12 protein-coding genes are annotated in these 19,943 nt (G+C 56.7%); 7 read left to right on the top strand and 5 right to left on the bottom strand.

The window, feature by feature from the left end; all coding sequences use genetic code 11:
• Positions 1-114 precede the first annotated feature (114 nt).
• Entirely contained in the window at positions 115-2,424 is a 2,310-nt protein-coding gene (locus tag I2G69_RS05165; RefSeq protein WP_195560357.1) for a diguanylate cyclase domain-containing protein, read from the bottom strand.
• A gap of 317 nt (positions 2,425-2,741) precedes the next feature.
• Between I2G69_RS05165 and gluQRS the strand changes: the two genes are divergently transcribed.
• Positions 2,742-3,716 carry a tRNA glutamyl-Q(34) synthetase GluQRS gene (gene gluQRS, locus I2G69_RS05160; protein ID WP_195560356.1) on the top strand — a complete coding sequence of 325 codons (975 nt, stop codon included), beginning with the start codon at positions 2,742-2,744 and terminating at the stop codon, positions 3,714-3,716.
• Positions 3,717-3,822: 106 nt separating this feature from the next.
• Complete coding sequence (locus tag I2G69_RS05155) at positions 3,823-4,260, top strand: GNAT family N-acetyltransferase (protein ID WP_087234949.1); 438 nt, start codon at positions 3,823-3,825, stop codon at positions 4,258-4,260.
• Positions 4,261-4,534: 274 nt separating this feature from the next.
• Here I2G69_RS05155 and I2G69_RS05150 read toward each other — a convergent pair whose 3' ends face one another.
• The 4 genes from I2G69_RS05150 to I2G69_RS05135 form a co-directional block, all read right to left on the bottom strand.
• Positions 4,535-4,993, bottom strand: coding sequence for a GNAT family N-acetyltransferase (locus tag I2G69_RS05150; RefSeq protein ID WP_191448772.1), 459 nt, complete (start codon positions 4,991-4,993; stop codon positions 4,535-4,537).
• 118 nt (positions 4,994-5,111) lie between these two features.
• Positions 5,112-6,347, bottom strand: a complete 1,236-nt coding sequence (locus I2G69_RS05145) for an ROK family protein (RefSeq protein ID WP_195560355.1) — start codon at positions 6,345-6,347, stop codon at positions 5,112-5,114.
• A gap of 619 nt (positions 6,348-6,966) precedes the next feature.
• Positions 6,967-8,217: a [Fe-Fe] hydrogenase large subunit C-terminal domain-containing protein gene (locus I2G69_RS05140; protein ID WP_195451060.1), complete on the bottom strand. Its 1,251-nt coding sequence runs from the start codon at positions 8,215-8,217 to the stop codon at positions 6,967-6,969.
• A gap of 291 nt (positions 8,218-8,508) precedes the next feature.
• Entirely contained in the window at positions 8,509-10,809 is a 2,301-nt protein-coding gene (locus tag I2G69_RS05135; RefSeq protein ID WP_195560354.1) for a helix-turn-helix domain-containing protein, read from the bottom strand.
• Positions 10,810-11,793: 984 nt separating this feature from the next.
• On the opposite strand from I2G69_RS05135, the gene I2G69_RS05130 reads away from it, so the two are divergent.
• The 5 genes from I2G69_RS05130 to I2G69_RS05110 form a co-directional block, all read left to right on the top strand.
• Entirely contained in the window at positions 11,794-12,891 is a 1,098-nt protein-coding gene (locus tag I2G69_RS05130) for a glycoside hydrolase family 3 protein (protein WP_195560353.1), read from the top strand.
• Positions 12,809-13,681 carry a hypothetical protein gene (locus I2G69_RS05125; protein WP_330610127.1) on the top strand — a complete coding sequence of 291 codons (873 nt, stop codon included), beginning with the start codon at positions 12,809-12,811 and terminating at the stop codon, positions 13,679-13,681. The genes I2G69_RS05130 and I2G69_RS05125 overlap by 83 nt, the downstream gene beginning before the upstream one ends.
• A 736-nt stretch (positions 13,682-14,417) precedes the next feature.
• Positions 14,418-15,680, top strand: coding sequence for an ROK family transcriptional regulator (locus I2G69_RS05120; RefSeq protein WP_195560351.1), 1,263 nt, complete (start codon positions 14,418-14,420; stop codon positions 15,678-15,680).
• Between the two features lie 546 nt (positions 15,681-16,226).
• Positions 16,227-18,680 carry a SpaA isopeptide-forming pilin-related protein gene (locus I2G69_RS05115; RefSeq protein WP_195560350.1) on the top strand — a complete coding sequence of 818 codons (2,454 nt, stop codon included), beginning with the start codon at positions 16,227-16,229 and terminating at the stop codon, positions 18,678-18,680.
• 165 nt (positions 18,681-18,845) lie between these two features.
• Positions 18,846-19,943: hypothetical protein (locus tag I2G69_RS05110; protein ID WP_195560349.1), on the top strand; the 1,098-nt coding region annotated here is incomplete at its 3' end.

Genomic DNA, 19,943 nt, shown 5'->3' with positions numbered 1-19,943 from the left:
ATGGCGATTGCACCAGCGCCGTATGGGCTGGCTGCAAGGCGTTTTTGGTGCCGCACGGTTTTGGCCTCGGGGCGCGGAGCGGCCCGGCTTTGCCGGCCCTCCCCCTCCGCCCGCTCAGGGACGGAGGTTCTTGTCCAGCAGGTCGTTCGTCCCGGCCTTTTTATAGGGGGTGATGTCAAAGCAGCACATCAGGACGGCGGGCCGGTTGTGCCAGGTCACCATGGAGGTGTCGGTCATCAGCCAGAGGTCCAGGGCCGCATGGTAAACCTCCTGCAAAAGGCTCTGGTTTTTCTCCGTCAGTTTCCGGAACAGGCATTCCGTGCAGGGATGGTCCCGCCTGAAAAAGGCTTCGTAGCAGTGCATGCCGATTTGCGCGCTCGGGAAGATCTGGCCCAGGCAGCGGTTCACATAGAGCAATTCATACGACTTCGGGTCGATCAGGTAGATCCAGGTGCTTTGGTTTTCGAGGATCGAGCGGATGGACTCCTCGGCCTGTACAGTGCGCTGCTGGGCGCGGTGCTTCAAGAGGAATACGCTCAGGATCTCCGAGATAAACGCCAGCGCGTCCACCTGGTCCTGCGTCCAAAACCGGTTGATCGAGCAATCGTCAAACCCGACAAACCCGCGGAACACGCCGTTGTCGTATATGGCGCTCTGCAACAGGGCCTTGATCCCCTGCGGGGCGAGGATGGCATAGGGCTCTTCCTCCAAAAGGCGGATGTCGCGGCAGTAGAAGATGCCCTCCTCATTGAAGTTATCCCGGTAACGGTTGTTTAAATCCTTTTCATAGGAGATACAGCGCAGGTTGTCAATTTGCGGGGAGATGCCCTCGTTGCACCATTCGAACGTATTGCGGCAATAGCTCCCGTCCTCGCTGTCCTCAAAGATATACGACCGGCTGACGTTGAACTTCTTCCCCACCATCTCCAAGATGGATTGGACCGCTGTCTCTACGTCGCGGGAGTGGTACAGGATGTGGAAGCAATGCTCGGAAAGGTGGTCGAGAAGGTTGCCCGGCCCGTCCGCATCCACTTTTTCCTCGGGGATGGACGCCGGCTGGGTGTAAGGGCGCAAAATGCGCTCCTGCTGGTAGGAACCGTCGTAGACGTTGTACTGGTTTTTCCCGTTCTTTTTGGATTGATAGAGCGCCAGGTCCGCGTGGCGGTACAGTTCTTTGAAGCTTTTCCCATGTTTGGGATAGATCGCGGCCCCGATGCTGCAGGAGAGGGCGATGCTGGGGGAATTCTCCATGCCGTTGTTCACCGTCCCGATGTCCCCCAGCTCGAGGATCAACTGTTCCGCCTTTTTCTGAACGATGGAAACATCCTGGATGTTTTGGATATGGATGATGAACTCGTCCCCGCCGAGCCGCCCCACCGTGTCGGTGCTGCGGAAATGCGTTTTCAGGCGCTGTGCGGCGTCCACCAGGATGGCGTCCCCCACCAGGTGTCCCATGCTGTCGTTGATCTGCTTAAAATTGTCCAGGTCGACGATTAAGAGCGCCGAGCAATCGCCGTCCGCCGCAGTGTTGAGATACTCCTCGATGCGTTTTTGCGAGGCCACCTTGTTCAGCAGGTTGGTCAGGGGATCGCGCTGGGCGATCTCCAGCAGTTTTTCGGCCTGCCGCTTTTCGCTGTCGATATCGACCAGCAGGCCGATGGCATGGACGGGATGGTTGGCCTGGCTGGTCTGCACCGTCATGCGCGCGCGGCACCAGAGGTACCGCCCGTCCGCCGTGCAGATGCGGAACTCCAGGTCGCTGTGCAACGCGCCCCGCCGGATGGAGCGCAGGGCCTCGGCCACGCGCTGCCGGTCCTCCGGGTGGATATGGGAATCGCCGTGCAGGATATGCCTTGTGATATGCTCCCTCTGCGGCATGTAGCCGAATTTCGTCTCCCACTTCGGGGAGCAGAGAAAGGAATCCGTCTCCATATTCCATTCGATGATGATGTCGTCCGTCTGGTCCATGAGGATCTGATGGCGTTCCAGGCTGAGGCGCAGCTGTTCTTGGAGCTTTTTGCCCTCGGTGATGTCCGTCAAGGTGCAGCAGAGCGTATCCGGCTCGCCATCCCGCTGCATCAGATGGCTCTGCTCCAAAATCCAGAGCGTATGCCCATCCCGGTGCTTGACCCGGTATTCCAGGCAGTGGTCCGTTCCGGTTTCCATATGCTTCTGAAACGCGCGGGTGACGGCCCGGCGGTCGTGCGGGTGGATCATGTCCAGGTAATGGTTGTGAAATTTTTCCCGCATCTCCTCCGCCGTATAACCGAACAGGTTCAAAAACCCGCGGCTTACCTCCAAAATGGTCCAAACGGGGTCGGGCAAACAGCGGAAAATCCCGCCGGGAATGCCGTCGCACATCAGACGGACCAACCCCGGCTGTGCGGGCAGCTCCGTCGGCCTGATCGATCGATTGTCCACCATTTTGGTTCCCCCTGACATCTTAAAGGATTCCCAGACCATGAGAAGCTTCTTCCGAGCGTGAAAACGGACGGCTGCCGGATCGGAAAAGAGGTGGCCCGCCGGATGTAAAAAATACCCGGCTATCCCGTCTCGCGCCACTGTTCTTCCAATTTATCTATTTTTTGAGGAACCCTATGCGAATTTCTGTTTGTTTTATTATAGCGTTTTGCCTTATATAAGTCAAAAGAAAATAAAAAAAGTTCTGGGGCGGCCGGAACCTACCGCAAAAGGCCCGTATATGGTATACTGGACGGGAACAACGGCGTTGGAGGGAAACGATGGACATAGAAGGGAAAAACAGGATCACCGGGCGGTTTGCACCCTCCCCCAGCGGGCGCATGCATGTGGGAAACCTGCTGAGCGCCCTGCTGGCGTGGCTTTCGGCGCGCGCGGCGGGGGGACGCATGGTCCTGCGCATGGAGGACCTCGACCCGGACCGCACCTCGCGGGCGCTGGCGGACCAATTGGAGGACGACCTGCGCTTTTTGGGATTTGATTGGGACGAGGGCGGCTCGGCGGGGGGACCGAACGGGCCGTATTACCAGAGCGGGCGGACGGGGCTTTATGCGGAAGCGCTCGCGCAATTGGAAAAACAGGGGTTGCTCTACCCCTGCTTTTGCACGCGCGCCCAGCTCCATGCCGCGGAAGCGCCGCACAATTCGGACGGGGAAACAATCTACTCCGGCCGGTGCCGGGGGCTGGCCGCGGAACAGATCGAAGCGCAGGCCCGCCTGCGCGCCCCGGCGGTGCGGCTGCGGCTGCCGGACGAGGCCGTGCGGTTTGTGGATGGGCATTATGGCCCTGTGGAACAAAACCTGGCGCGCGAATGCGGGGACATCATCCTCCGCCGGTCGGACGGCGTGTTCGCCTACCAGCTGGCCGTGGTGTTGGACGACATCGCCATGGGGGTCACCCAGGTGGTGCGCGGCCGGGACCTGCTGTCCTCCACGCCGCGCCAGATGTATCTCTACCGCCTGTTCGGTGCGCGCCCCCCGCAATACATCCATGTCCCGCTGTTGCTGGCGCGGGATGGGCGGCGGCTTTCCAAGCGGGAGCACGACCTGGACCTGGGCGCTCTGCGGGCGCGCGGGTTTTCCGGCGAGGAGATCGTGGGCCGGGTGGCCTATCTTGCGGGGCTTCTCCCCCATCCGCGTCCCGCCCGCCCGCGCGACCTGCTCCCCCTGTTTTCCTGGGAAAAGGTGCCGAAGGAAAACCTGGTGCTCCCGGAGGACCTGTTCCGGGACGCCCAATAGGGCTTGGCCCGGTTTGCCGCCCCGGGCGGGCCGCGGAGCGCGGTTGAACCCCGGGGATGGCCCCGGTCATGCAAAAAGATCCCCTTGGGAGAAAGGATGGGTTTGGATGGAGATCCGGCAGCTCCGGGAGACGGAGATGGAGGAAGCGCTGCAACTGGTGTGGGAGGTATTCTGCGCGTTTGAAGCGCCGGTCTACTCCGCGCAGGGCGTGGAGGAATTCCGGTCGTTCCTTCAAAACCGGGAGGAGATGGCCCGGCAACAGTTCTTTGGCGCTTGGGAGGGCGGCCGGCTTATCGGCGTGCTGGCCACGAGCGGGCCGCACATCAGCCTGTTCTTTGTGCGCCGGGAGTGGCACCGGCGCGGCGTGGGAAGGGCGCTGCTGCACGCGATGGCATCCGCCGCAGACTATCCGGAGATGACGGTGCATTCCTCCCCCTATGCGGTGGAGGTTTACCGGCGGTTTGGGTTTGTGCCGCTTGGGGGCGAGCGGGAGGAAAACGGGATTCGCTATACGCCGATGGTTTGCAGGCATTGGACGTTTTGACGCGCTGCCCGCAGGGCCGCCCCTGCGGGCAACAGCCCTCCCCTTTCCCTTCTGCATGGGGACGGAGGGCGCTGCACAATCGGATGGAAGCCGCCGCTTCCACAGGCCAACCCTTCCAGAAAAACCGAAACGGCGTCCAAGCGGGTGCATACTCCCTTGGACGCCGTCTTTTTTGTGCCATGCTTTCCCAGCGGTTCTTTCCCAGCCGCCCTTTGGCGTTTGCCGCTTCCCCGTTTTTCCAGCGGGCATTCTTGCGGCTGCCCTGCAAAAAGGCTTACCTGCCCAGGATATTCTCCGAAGCATTTTCCCCATACAGCCGCTTGGAAAATTTGTAATGGAAATTGTGCATGTCCTCCCGCAGGTAGAAGCGGTGCGCGCCTTCGCGCAGCTGGTTGGTGGCCGCTTCGATTTGGGAGCAGCCCCGCTTCCTGGCCATTTGGCAGGCGCGGTCGAACATCTCCCTGCCGACCCCTTTGCCCCGGCAGGATTCCGCAACGGAGAATTCCAAAATCTCCGCAATGCGTTCCGTGTGATGCAGCTGCTCCTCCATGCGCAGGTTCAGTGCCGCGACCACGGAGCCGTTGTACTCATAGACCAGGCAGTAATAGCGGCTGTCCTGTATCTGCTGATAGTAAATTTCCGAAAACCGTTGGTAGGGCAGTTCTTTCTGCTCCAGTTCACAGATCAGTTGATAGATTGCCCTGCAATCCTCCAATGTGCTTTTCCGGTACATAGGTCCCCCGATCCTTTCCCCGGCCGCCGCAAGAGCTTGCAAAGGGGCGTTCCCACCCCTACAAAGAAGCCCGCCCTTTTGCAAAAGGGGGCGGGTTTCCAGTTCCCTACGGAAAGCCTTATTTTTCCTCCGGCATATCCATCAGCTTGCCCGGGTCGGAGAGCACCTGCTGGGCCGCGATGGCTGCCGCACCCATCAATACGGGGTTTTCCGGCATGGAATCGAGCTCGATCACAATTTCGTTGTAGATCAGCGGATTGACGCAGTCGTGTACGCGCTTTTGGACAATCGAGAGGAGCAGCTCGCCGTCCACCTGGGTCAGCTCGTCGCCGATGACAATCAGGCCCGGGTTGAACTGGTTGATGAGGTTGATGATCCCGATGGCCAGGAACCCGCAGACCTTCTCATACTCCTCGCGCGCAACCGTGTCGCCCGCGCGCACCGCCTCGGAAATCTTTGCAGTGCTCAGGTCGTCGGGCGTGAGCATGGAGGACTCGCCGTTCCGGATGCGCTTCTCGATGTTTTCGCACAGGACGATGAAGGAGCAATACTTTTCCAAGCAGCCATAGTTGCCGCATTCGCAGCGCGGGCCGTTGAAATTGATGGTGTTGTGGCCAAATTCCCCCGCGAGGCCGCGGTGGCCCAAAACCAGCTTGCCATCCGTGATCATGCCGCAGCCGACCCCCTGCCCGGCCAGGACATAGATCATGTTCCGGATGCCGTATTCCTTGCTGCGATACCACAATTGTGCAAAAGCGCCCGCGTTGGCGTCGTTGACAATCTGGATCGGCACGGTGAAGTCCTTTGTCAGCGCATCCTTAATTGGGAAATTGTGCCAGCCGGCCAGCTCCGTGACAAAGAAGATGCTGTCCCGTTCCTCATAATACGGGCCGGGCATCGCCATGCAGACCACGGGGATCTCCGTATCGGTGTTTTCCTGCAGCATGGTGTAGATGGCGGTGCGGATGCGCGTGATGGTGATCTGTACGTTTTCCTTGGGGCCTATTTTGTACTGCTTGACGCCGTACAATTTTCCGGACAGGCCCGCCAGGCACAGATAGAACGCGCTGCGCGTCATGCGGATGCCGATCACCTTGTACTTTTGGTCGTTCAGGGAAATGCCGATGGAACGGCGGCCCTTGCTGCCGCTCATCAGGCCGGTTTCGATCACAAGGCCACAGGCGATGAATTCATTGATGATGTTGGTGATCGTGGCCTGTTTCAGGCCGGACAGCTGGGAGAGCGTGGCGCGCGAACAGATCCCCTCCTGCCGCAAAAGGTCGAGCACCAGCGCGCGGTTGATCAGTTGGCTTTTTTCTTGATTGATGCTTTTCCGGGTATTGTATTCGTTCATGTTTTTCCCACCCATCTAAAATGAAATGATTGGTAAAGGATCTGGTAATTTCTTTTATTATACACGCAACGATTCGACAAATAATTCTAATATTAAATTAAATATGTACAAATAGCACCATTTTCTCGAAAAAAATTTATTTTTTATAGAAATCATTTAGAAAGAACACATAAAATCCATTTTCAACTTGAAAAGTTTTAATATAGAACCCATAGATAAATTTATGGCAGGGCGTTTTATCCGGCAGGAAAGGGCCGCGCGCCCCGCGGGAGGGTTATTGCAAAAATGGGATTTTTACAAATAAATTTCTATATGAGAAGGCTTTCGAAAGGGGGCCGGAAGAGACGCCTGGGAGGCCTCCGGCCGTTTTTCCAGCGGGCCCGCCCCTGTATGGGCGTAGCGGGAGACCGGGGCCGGTTTTGATGGCGTTGGGTTGGCCGAAAGGGATATGTACGGTGGGCGCAAGACGGCCCAACCGGCAAAAGCCCGGCCGGTTTGCGCGGCCAGGCCGGCGAGGGCAACGCAGGGCCGCCCCGCACCTGCATGGCCCTGTGGCGGAGCGTATCCAAAAGGGAGGAAGGCTGCCCACAGGCGCCGCGTGGTTGCCTTTCCCCGCACGTTAAAATGTGCGGGTAAAGAGGGTGTCGTTCTCCAGCAGGCTTTCCACGGTTGGGAATCCCAACCGGTGCAGCAGCTCGATCACATAGGGGTTGTCCACCGGCGTCGGCGTGGGGGCCTCTTCCCCATACCGGTTGACGTTGTCCCGGGCAAGCTCCTTGCCGATCAGTGCGCGGGGGCCGCCCACGCACCCCCCGGCGCAGCCCATCCCCTCCAGGAAGTTGGCGTCCAGCTTCCCCTCCTTGAGGTCGTTCAGAAGCTGTTTGCATGCGGGGACGCCGCTGGCCTGCACCGCATGCACCTTGATTTTGCGGCCCGGGTTCAGGCGCTGCACGCAGTCCTGCACCGCCTGGCTCACGCCCCCGGCGCGCGCGTAGATGCGGCCGCCCGTCGAGGAATGCTCCCGGTTGTCCTCCGCCATCATCTCCGGGTGGATGTCCGCAAAGTCGAAGAGGTCGCGCACCTCCTGGAAGGTGAGCACATAATCCACCGCGTCCGCAATGTCGGGCTCGCGCGCTTCGGATTTTTTCGCCAGGCACGGGCCGATAAAGACCACCTTTGCCCCGGGCTCCAAGCGCTTGATGGCGCGGCCGCAGGCCACCATGGGCGAGACCGCCGCGGGCACATGCGGCATCAGTTCTTGATAGACCCGCCGCAGCATGGCGATCCACATCGGGCAGCAGCAGCTTGTCAATTGGTAGTCCTGGTCGGTGAGGATGTTCGCATCGAATTCCAGCGCCTCTTTCAGGGTCAGGATGTCGGCAAAGAGCGCGACCTCCACCATGCCCGCAAAGCCCAGCGCTTTGAACGCCGTGCGCAATTTGCCGGGCGTGACCTCATCGGAAAACTGGCTGATGACCGCCGGCGCGACAATGGCGTAGACCGGCGCGCCCCCGCGGTGGATCAGGTCGAGCGTGGGCAGGATGTCCTTGCTTTCGACCAGGTTTTTCGCTTTGCAGCGCTCCACGCAGGCGGCGCATCCCACGCACATCTTGCTGTTCACCTGTACATTGCCGTTTTCGTCGGTGTAGAGCGCGTCGAACAGGCACTTCCCGGCGCAGTTGGCCGCCTCCTCTTTGGAGCAGTTGCAGTCGCCCACGCGCCAGACCGTGGGGTATTTTTCCGGGTTCAGCAGGCAGTCGAGGTGATGGGGGTCAAAATCCTCCTGGCGGAGCTTTTCCAGCTCCTCTTCGCTCTTGCCTTTTACGGAGGCGCGCACTAGGCGGCCGTAGAGCGCGTTAAAGGTCGGCATATGATCAAATCCTTTCCACAGGGGCCCTGCACGGGCCCGCAAGATCGTTGCCCCCGCAGAGGGTCCGCTTAAAGGGCGCCCAGGCGGGACGCCTCGCCGTTTGCAGGGGGAAAATAGCGTTGCGGCGGGCTCCCCCATATTTCGCGGGACAGGCCGCCGCCGCATCTGTTACACTAGGGTTACCAAATTTTTTCCCTGCATTCCAAAAAGCCGCCTTTGCAGGGCGGCGCCTTCCCCCAGCCCATGGGCGCGCAGCCGCCGGAGAAGGCGCGCGGGCGTCCCGGCGGACGGTCAGGGCGAAACGTCCCCCGCCCCCTTTTGGGCCGCCGCGTGGGAGGACGCCGATTGCCGGTACCAGCCGGGGGTCACGCCCTCATATCGTTTGAACGCGCGGTTCATGGTGATCGAGTTGGCATACCCCACCATGGCGGAGATGTCGCCGATGGTGTGGTCGGTGTGGACGATCAGCTCTTTGGCGCGCTCAATGCGGAATTTGTGCAGGTAATCCAGGAACCCCACGTTGAGTTCGGATTTGAACAGGTTGGAGAGCACCGGCAGGCTGATGTGGAAATGTTCGGCCACCGCGCCCGCCGAAAGGTTGATGTCCTGGTAATTTTCCCGTATGTATTGGGTGATCTGCTCAATGCGCTTCCCCTGGGGGCGGGATTGTTCTTTTTTCGCGTCCAGATAGGCGAAGATACGGTATGTACACTGGCACAGGGAATCAATGCTGCGCGGCTTGCGGAAGGTTTCCGCGTTTTGCAGATGGTTCAGGAGTTCCGGGTCGAGGTCGCTGTCCGAAAGGGAGAGCAGGATGGCGTCCGTCAAATAGAAGATCTGCAATTTTGCCTGGGGCATTGCGGCCGGATGTTTGGAGCAGGACTCTTCGATTTCCTTCACAAGCGCTGCGGCCTGCTGGTAATTGGCGGACTGGATGGAATTGGAGAGCTTATTCACTTGCGCCAGGAATTCCCGGCAGCCGTTTGGCCCGGACATCAGGCTGGACAGGCGGCTATAGGTAGCGGTTTTTCCATATTCGCCGGCCAGAAGCTGGTAATCCGCCACCTGCGTGGCTTCATGGTACGCTTCGTGCAGCTCGTCCAGCGAATGGTGTTCGCCGCTTAGGGCGATGGAGACCTGCATATGCAGCTCCGAGACGGTAAACGCCTGGATGGCTTCCGCGCACGCCTTGACCTCCTCCAGGCCGCCGCTGTCCAGGCCGACCACGCCGAGAAAGGACGTATGGTCGGCGACGACATAGGCGGCGAACCCACCGTTGAGCAGGAACGAACGGCATGTCTCCTTTAAAAGGCTCCCCGCCTCTTCCTGTTGGATGGGCGGGGACTCGGCGTCCGCGTCCTCGTCAATGGATAGGATCAGCACAACAAACTTCTGGCAGGCAATGGGGAACCCGCCCTGCCGCAGCGCTTCCGCGATGTCGGGCGAAAGGAAGATTTCGCCTTTCAGAACGCGGGTGGTGAGGCTTGCCGCTAAAAGGTCGCTTTGCGAATGGAGCTGGGTCTCGTAATCCTTGGCCCTTTCCGAGAGTTGCTGGACCGTGCTCGCCACCATTTGGAATTCGCTCTCATCCCGGCTGCCCTTTTTGACAGGCAGCGTATCCACCAGTTTTTCGACCGGCCGGTATAACGTTTTCGAGAAGAAATAGGAGAGGCTCCCGCCTGCCAATAGGGTTACGACCAGCGTGTTGAAGATGGCGCCGGCCATGACCACGATCCATTCCTGGACGCCTGCGTCCGGGATGGCGATCACCTGCTGGAGCGTATTGTTGGAAAACCCCTGATGGTAGACGAAATAGGTCTGCCCGTCCCACGTCCTTGCGCTGAAGGGCGGCAGGGCGGAAACCTGTTTAAAGTCCAGCGGCAGGTTGCCCGGCTGCCCATAAGCGTTGGCGGAAGAAATGCTCCGGTTGTTTGCCGTCAGGAAAAGCGTCTGGGCGTCCTCCGGCAAATAGTAATAGCTGAGATCTTCGGCAATCCGGCTGCTATTTACGCCGATCATCCAGACCACGCCCGGGTAAATCTGCCGCACGTAGACGAAGCGGGCGAAATCCATGTTTGGATCTTGGATAATGGTGCAGGTGCCCTCTTCCCCGGCCTGGATCAGCTGGTCCCATGTGGCGGCGTCCATCCCGAACAGCCCCGTCACGATCCCGCTTTCCAGGGGATCGACATCGGCCGATTTGTCGAACACCCGCCCGCTTTTCTGGAAATAGAGGAACATGGGCTGGTCCGTGGCAGGGATGGTCTTGCGGACCGTATGCAGGTAAGAACGGACAAAATGTTGGGCCTCTGGCGATCCCAAAGGGATGTTTTCAGATGTTGCCAGTTCCGCCATCCCATCCAGCTGGGCGATGCGTGTGCCGGCCTCTTCTATGTAAGACAGCATGCTCTCGGTATTCTTCATGCTTTTTTCCACCATGGAATGGTAAGATTCGATGGTTTCTTCGCGCTGTGTTTTCTCGTTGGCCAGGTACTGGGTCAACATCAACATGCTGCAAAGCAGCGTCACGGCAAAAAACGCGGCCAGCAGCTTATAAAAGCTTTTCCCGCGGTATGGTTTTGTCTTTTTCAAAACGCAATCTCCCTTCTCCCTAAAAACAGCCACGGTTCCACGCAGCATCATCCCCAATACAAACCCGGCCTGCCCTCTTCCCCCAAAGCGCCAGCGCCACAGCGGCCATACATCTGGAGATTGTGGCTACAGAAGCGGGGCGCTTCCGAGTTATATTTTACCGGGTTTTAGATATATTACATAAAAACTATATATTATAAAAATAATATCCCATTTTATACATAAATATAGTAAGAATCAAACCTTTTGATCTACATTTTCTAATAAAATTTAGCGGAAGACGTAATTATTGCTGTGAGGAAGCCTATAAAATACTGAGAAATAGACGAATTCCCCACACAATTTGCGGACAAAAAATTTTATTTACGCTATTATACATGATTTTATCGCAGGGTAGATTCATTGAGGGAGTAAAAAGCAATTTATTTTAAAGGAACTTTGCAAAAAGCTGCTTTTTTTGCCGGGCATCGCTCCCCAAAAGCCTCTAAAGTATTTGCTTACATACAATTTTTTGGGAGTAACAAATTTTTTGTTCGTTAAATTGCATAGTTTATTTTAGAATTATTCGTGCAAAATAGTGATTCTTGATTTCCCTTTGTATCCATCATTATACTATATCCAGTCAGATATTCAAGCCGATAAATGAATAGGCTGTGAAAGAGTCCCATTTTATCCTGCTTTTGTGCATCTTCGTAAAAGGGGGGCTGGACCAGCACATATCGCTACCGGCTTGAATCGGATATTTTAAAGAAATTTCCTTTGAGAAAGGGGGCCAGAAGAGAAAAACGTTGAGGAATCCTGCAAAGAAAGAGGGCCTTTTGGCAGGAAAGAGGCCGGTCCGTGCGGAACCCGCTGCACATTTGCAATGGAAAGAGGAAGTATCTGCATATAGAAACGTACGGATTGGCTGCAAAGCCCTCCCGTTTGGTTTTTGAAATGGGTAAGGTTGGAGACACGATTTCAAAACAAAGGAGAATTGGATTTATGAAAAGACTACGGAAAGTCATTTCGCTGGTCCTGACGCTCTCCATGATCGCCGGATCAGCTGTGACAGCGGCCTTTGCGGCTTCTCCCACGGACGAAATGTCCGAACGCGAGATCCGCAATGCAGAACTTTCCAGGGACGTTGCCGCACAGGGCATGGTTTTGCTGGAAAATAACGAAAATGCACTCCCAATCCCGCAACAGAGCAAGATCGCCCTGTATGGCGGCGGCGCATATGCGACCGTCAAGGGCGGCACCGGCTCCGGCGACGTCAACCAGCGCTATGTGGTCAACGTTTGGGACGGCCTGAAGAACGCAGGCTATGAGATCACCAGCGAGGACTGGCTGAACGACTTTAAGGTTGCCTACGACGAAGGCGAAGAGGATTTCCAAGGCGGCATGTGGGCGACGTTCTCGATGCCGGACCCGGAGATCACGGACGCAAACATCGAAGCGGCTTCGGATGCAGGCACAGCAGTTTACGTGATCTCCCGCAATTCCGGCGAGGGTTCGGACCGGAAAAACGAAAAAGGGGACTACCAGCTGACGGACATCGAATATGCCAACCTGCAAAAGCTGGGCGCAAACTTCGACAAAGTGGTGGTCGTCCTGAACGTGGGCGGCATCATCGACACGAAGTTCTTCGGCGAGATCGAGGGCCTCGATTCCATGCTGCTGATGAGCCAGGCCGGCATGGAGGGCGGCAACGCGGTCGCGGACGTCATCTCCGGCAAGGTGACCCCGTCCGGCAAATTGACCGACACGTGGGCCGTCAATTATGAGGATTACCCGTCCTCCGCCGATTTTGCGAACAACGACGGCAATTCCCAGACGGAATTCTATAAGGACGGCATCTATGTCGGCTACCGCTATTTCGACACCTTCCGCATCGACCCGGCGTATGAATTTGGCTATGGCCTGTCGTACACCACGTTTGATACGGAGATCAACTATGTGCAGGCGGACGCAGAGACCGTCACGGTGAACGCGACGATTACCAACACCGGCGACACCTATTCCGGCAAGGAAGTCCTGCAGGTGTACTTCTCCGCCCCGGGCGGCAAGCTCGAAAAGCCGTATCAGGAGCTGGCGGGCTAAGTCCTCCCTGCAGGCCGCCGTCGATAAGGCGGACAGCCTCGACCTCAACGACTACACCGACAACGATGCGAAGGCGGCATTGCCGGATGCACTTGAGGCGGCAAAGGAAGTCCTTGCGGACGAAACGGCATCGCAGGAAGCGGTGGACGAACAGACCATCGCACTGAATGACATCCTCATGGGCCTGCGCAGAAAGGCCGACAAGAGCGAGCTCAACAGCATCCTGAGCAAGGCACAGGCGGTCGATACAAGCGAGTACACGGCGGCGTCTGTTGCAACCCTCAAGAGCGCGATGAACCGTGCGTTGGCAATCATTGACGACAAGGACATGACCGAAGAGGATCAGCCCAAGGTCGACCGTGCCACCAGAGCACTGGCGAGCGCCTACAACGCACTTGTCCCGAAGAGCACTAGCTCCTCCGGCAGCAGCTCCAGCGGCAAGGGCAGCACGTCTGCGAACATTGGCAACGCATACGGCGCAGCGGGTGTGGTATCTGCAAGCCAGAGCGTGGCAGCGAATGCGTATGTGGTTTCCGATACGACGGTCAACTTTATGCTGAAGCGCGGCCAGGCGTATTGCTTCAAGATGACGGTCGTCAACGGCAACGCCATGACGCCGGGCTTCACGGCCGGCAACGGCGATGTGCTGAAGACGCAGTTCGTGGCGAAGATCGGCAACGACTACTATTACAGAGTCTATGCCACCGGCACGCCGGGCCAGAGCACGGGCGTTTATACGACCCTGCCGGGCAATACCCCAGTCAAACACTGTGCAGTAACGATTGGCTGATTGCTTCCGTAGGATTTCCCCTGTGGAGCGGAAAGCAAACTCCTCGCCGTTTGCTTTCGTAGGGAACGCCGTAGGCGAGAGAGGCACTTTGTGCCCGCCGTAGGCGCGTCCCGACCGGAGGTCAGCCGTAGGCGCGGAAGGCACTGTGTGCCCGTTGTGCGTCTACTAAAGGGGGAAAAGTGCAATTTTTTATAAAAATACACATTTTTAGAGGCAAAATATAATTAGTTTGCAATATTATGGATAAAAATTGAAAGAATTGTTACTGCAAAAATAGTGATTCTTGTGTTTCTATTTTTACAAGATTATACTGTTTTCGAAAGCATTACTTCGAAAGCATTACTAAAATCGATGACTATATGAAATGGACGGTATTTTTATTTTCCCAGAAGTATTGTGAAAATAAAAATGAGGACCCTTTGGGGGAGGGCTGGAAGAATGCCCTCCCCCAAAGGGCGGTATGCGCGTCAAGCGCCTTACCGGATCAAAACCGGCCATAGGCATCGGTTCTGCCGGATGCAGCAAGGGGGTATGCCGCCAAGAGGATCGCGGCTTTGCACGCACACAAAGCTGATTGTTTGCATCCATCAGGGAAATGATCGGGCAGAAAACTACAGACAGCCGGAGCCGGGCAGTGAGGGGCGCCTGGCACGGCGGCAATGCATCCATCCGATATGCTTGTATAACCACCGGCGGCATAGCTACGAACGATATTGTGCGTTGGAGGGAAGAAGTTATGAATCAAAGCAACAAACCAGCTAGTATCAACCAAGAACGCAGCCAACTCATCAACCGGGCCTTAATCCTCAACCTCCTGCGGCAAGAGGGGATTTGCTCGCGCGCGACGCTGTCGCGCCTTTCGGGACTCAAACAGGCCACCATCACCAACATTGCAGCGGAACTGATCCAATGCGGCCTTGTGGTGGAAACCGGCCTGATCCCAGGGGAAAAAGGCAGGCGCTCCATCGGCGTAACCTTGAACGACGCGCGGTACAAGGTGATTGGGATCAGTATGACGCGCGACCAGTTTTACGTTGACTTGGTGGGGATCTCCGGGAAGGTATATGAAACCCGTTCGTTCGAAATTTCCCAAACGGAGGACCCGCAGTCCGTCCTATCGCGCATCCGCACGGCTATCCTACAGCTCCAACAAGACTATGCGGATTCGGAGCTCCTTGCCGCATGCTTGGCTATGCCGGGGCCGTACCTGGAAGACCTGGACCGCCTTTTGTTTGTGACAGAGCTGTCCGGCTGGCAGAACTTCCCCATCCGTGCGGTGCTGTCCGAAGGGGTGGGGATGCCGATCTATGTCCTCAACGATGCGAAGGCCAGCGCGTTTGCGCAGCTTTGGTCCCGCTGGCAGGAGCCGGCGGTGCAGAATATGGCCTATATTTTGGCGGGCCAGGGCGTTGGGTGCGGCATGATATCCGATGGAAAACTCGTCTCGGGGCAACACGGGATTGCCGGGGAATTTGGCCACAGCAGCATCAAGTTTGACGGCCCTCTCTGCGAATGCGGAAACCACGGCTGCCTGGAAAAGTATTGTTCCCTTTCGGCGCTCCGGTCCGAGATCCGGGACCTCTTGCGTGCGCACCGGCCTTCGTGCCTAGACGCGGGCAACCTGCACGATGAAGCGATTGCCCTTGCGGTGCGCGCGGGGGACCCTGTGGCGGTGCAGGCTTATGAACATGTGTGTGAACGGTTGGGCGTCGGCGTTATCAGCCTGATCAACCAAATGAACCCGGGCCTGATTGTCCTGGGCGACGCTTTGGTGGATATTTGCCCGGAACGCCTGCTGGAGGTTGTCCGCAGGTGCGTCGAAGCCGGGGTCAATGAACGGATCTACAGCGACCTGGCCATCGAGATCAACCAGCTGGAGGGGAGCCCCGCCCTCTTGGGCGCGGGCGCTTATGCAGCACAGCAGGTGCTCGCCAATCCGGGCATGCTGATTTATGAAGCGGACTTCCGGTCTGGACGCGCCTCCAGCGAGGCCACCTAAGCAAACCGGTGGGTCCCGCGGCCCGCTCCCCAGAGGCCAGCAATAGGCGCCCTTGTGAAATCCCCTTTTTGAAAGCATGCGCTTTTTTAGAGGGGGAGCCCAGCCTTCCCAACAGGCCGGCTTGCGAATCCTATCATTCCTATAATTAGAAGGCCAGAATCTTAAAAAGGACCTCGCCCTGTTTTCCAGGGCGAGGTCCTTTTGCTATCGGGAAGGGCTTTCCATACTTTTACTATAATAAAGTCTTATAAGCTTGCATTTTATAGATAAATATGATAGGATTAAAACAACCAACGGTATCTTAATAAGATAATAACGTTTTTTCAAGATTCTAAAGGGGATGCCCCAGTGGCACAATCCATCGCACAAGCGGGCAGATGGATCTTTTAGCGGCCGGCGGATGCCGCTAAATCACGCGAAGGAGGCGGTAGGGCGGCTATCGTGGCATGGAAAAGCCGCCTTAGTTGCAGAAAGATGAAAAACCCAGAAAGCCCGGATAGGGCTTATTTTTTCATCGAAAATTTTCAGGAGGGGTAACAAAAAATCATGAAAAAGAGTATGAAAGTGCGTTTGTTTAGTGGATTGGTAGCGCTGTGTATGCTGTTGGCGTTCCTGCCGACAGCCGCATTTGCAGCAGGGAACGATGTGGCGCAGATCGGGGACCAGACGTATGCAACGCTGGACGACGCCATTGCAGCGGCCTCGGACGGCGACACCATCTTGCTGCTGGATGACGCGACGGTCAGCAAAACCTTGGACAAGTCCATCACCATCGACGGGCAGGGCCACACATTGACCTCGACCGATGTGCGCTATGGCTTCAGCAAGGGCCGCAGCCTGACGTTTCAAAACATGACCGCCCATTTCGGCTATACCATCGAAATTGAGAACCCGGAATACACCTCGGACCTGAGCCTTTTCTATGTCAATGGGGATACGGACTTCACCTTTAAAAATGCCAAGGTCTATATGGACGGCGCGGGTGCGTCCAACCGCCTGCACGCCATTTATTATGATGGCGGCAGCGTGGGAACCATTACGCTGGACCATTCGCGGCTGGAGATTACAAATTTCCCGGAAGATGCAATCGAATGGAGTGGAAACGAAAGCAACCTGAATGTCCTGCATTCCACGTATATTTCCGACCAGAACCGGAGCGGCATTACCGGGACCTGGAATGTCAAAATCGACAGCAGCAATGTCCAGGTCATCAACAGCATTGGCAACGGTTCCAATGGCTCGAATTACGACATCAAGAATTCGGTCGTCAATTTCAGCGATAACGGCTCGCATGGCCTGTCCGCAAAAAATCTGATGGTGGATTCCTCGACGGTCACGGCAAACGGCAATGGATTTATCGGCGTGGCCGTGGACGGGGATATGGCGATTCAAAACAACTCCACCGTTTCGCTGACGGGGAATGCGGGTGGCTCGCTCGCCGGCTATGCGGCCATGCGCCTGTACAACAACAACACGTTTACGGTCGATGGGACCAGCAAACTTTCCATCAAGGACAATCAAAATACCGGCCTGTATGTCCGCCAGGGATCGTTGACGGTGGAGGACGGCGCGGTCCTGGAAATTATGGGGAACCACGTGACAAATGATCTGCTGGACGGCTTTGGCGGCGGCGTTTATGTTGGCTATGGCGCCAACTACGATCCAACCGTAACGCTTCCTGCGGACGCCAAGATCTATAACAACCATGCCACGGTTGGCGGCGACGACATCTATGTTTCGCAGGGCGTAAACGGCCCCAGCCTCACCTTTGGCGAAACCAGCGCGAGCTGGGTTATGGACGGCGAGGATTGCGGCGGCAAAGAGCATCTCATCGACGGCTGGTATGACGATTCGGAAGGAACACGCTGGGAAGCCCATGCGGGAACCGAAGAGGGCAACCACATCGAAGAATTCACGGATTTCTCGGAAGAAACCGGCTTGGCCACGGTAAGCGGCGTGACCTCTCTCAAAGCAGCCCACGGAAAGGACCCCATCGAAAAGACCAGTTTCCCGGGGCTGGAAAAGTGGATCGTACGGACCAATTCCGATGAATCCACAACCGATGTGAAGGACGACACGGTTGCTGCGGGCAATACCGTCGATTTCAAATTGACCACCAATGTGCCGGACGACCTGCTCAACTACATAAAGCCCGAGGATGCAAACGATCCGGAAGTAACCGGACCGGCAATCAACACTTTGGCGAACGTACCCCTGGAAGAGCGCGGCGAATATCTCCTGACCCTCCATGACGCGATGGACGACTATCTCGTGGAACCGGATTCCTTTGTGATTACGATTGACCGCGAGGGCACGGACAACGATGTGACGTTGGACGCCAGCCAATATATCTTGAACCAGCCCGGTGTGATCGACGCAGATTGTGACTTTGAGATCACGATGGACCTGGTGGCCCTGTACAATGCAGGGGTCATCACCGACGCGGACATCGAACATGCAACCGACATTGTCGTGACGTATACCGCCAAGCTGGACGGCACAGCCACGGCCGGCAGCTATCAGAACACCGCATGGGTGTCTTACCCGGGCGGCGAGACCATGAGAGATAAGGTCACCGTTGAGACGTATAAAATCGACGTATTCAAGTACGATCAGACCAACGAGGAAAAGGGCCTGGAAGGCGCAACGTTCGAGTTCTACCAGAAGGATGAAGGAGGGAACCCCATCAACGTGGTGGAACTGACGTCCGGCGCGGATGGCCACATCCTGATCGACGGCCTCGATGCCGGCGTCTACTACCTCAAAGAGACCAAAGCGCCGGAAGGCTACGTTTGCAGCGAGGAAGAACTGACCATTACCATTCCCGACCAGGCGGATGGCAGCAATTTGGTCAGCGTCAAGTTTGCAAACAGCCCGGTCCCGCACACCGGCGGCATGGGCACCATGCTGTTTACTGTTGGCGGCATGAGTATCCTTGCAGCAGCGGGCGCCGTGATGATCGTCCCGCGCACATTCCGCAAAAAACAGGAAAATTCCTAACCATTCCCTAGAAACCGGCTCCGAAACAACAGGAACAGAAAAGGAAAACGTTCCTGTTGTTCCGGCGGCGGGTGCGGCGCAGGGCTTGGAATGCGCGCATCCAACGGAACAGGAAAGAACCCGAAAGGGGCTTTTATAAATGAAGTTGAAAGGAGAACAAAATTTATGAAGAAGAACATGAAGACACGCTTGTTCAGCGGCCTGATGGCCCTGTGCATGCTGCTGGCCTTATTCCCGGTCACGGCATCTGCTGCGGAGGTCCCGGAGTATAACACGCCGGAATACCCGGAAACCTCGGAGGGGGTTACGGTGGAGTCAAGCTTTGACAGCGAAGCACAAAAGGTCCTTACGACCATCGTGATCGGGGAAAACGTTGAAGGCGATACGCTGGATATAAATTTGACGGATGCCCTTGGCGAGGCTCTAAATAATAGCCTAGCGGTTCCCGGCGACGTCTGCGATTTCATCATTGAAATCGAAAACCATTCCAATCAGCCGTATGTGTACGAAGACGGCAGCCTGGTGCTCGGCACGGACGATTATGACGGCACGCAGGATGCAGGATATACCGGCGAGTATGTGACAGCATTCGACGGCTTTAACGTTTATATCGGTTCCAAAAACAATGTATGGCGTTCCTATAACCATGCGTTGGCCGCATTGGATATTGGCATTGATCCCGATTGGCCAAGCCTAAGTGAGTTTGACCGGAATCTGACCGATGCAAATATTGCGGACGCCCTTGCGAAAAAGGGATACGAAAACGGCATCGACGATCTGGACGATTATTACATTGATTATTACAATGAGACCCATGGGGCGTCCATTACCGACTTGAAAGAGGCCGACGAAGCTTATATTGCCGACCTGTTCAGTTGTTATAACCCCCGTGGCGGGCAGCACCCGAAAGTTGGCATTCCGGAGAGCAACCTTGGGGTAGCGGCGCTTGGCCATTATTATTTTTACAATTCGCTGATTTCTGTGAGCGGAAATTCCCTGGCAAGTTATATGGCGGAGGGTTCCTCTTCTTATTCGGCCTTGAATGCGGAGCTGGCAGAAGCCATCAAGGATTCCCGCGAGGAGAAGGCCACGATTACGCTGAATGCCGGAATTGATGGCCCGAATATGTGCAACTGCTATCAAGGCCGTGTAATCGTATTTGGCATGGCGTTTTCCCTGACCAAGGGCGGCGACAAGACCAGCTATCCTGGCTTGGAGAAGTGGATCGTCTTGGAGAACGGTACGGAAGTGGAAGCCGATACC

The organism is Anaeromassilibacillus sp. D41t1_190614_C2 (assembly GCF_015558525.1).
GTDB lineage: Bacteria > Bacillota > Clostridia > Oscillospirales > Acutalibacteraceae > Anaeromassilibacillus > Anaeromassilibacillus stercoravium.
This window is presented reverse-complemented; position numbering and strand designations above follow the sequence as displayed.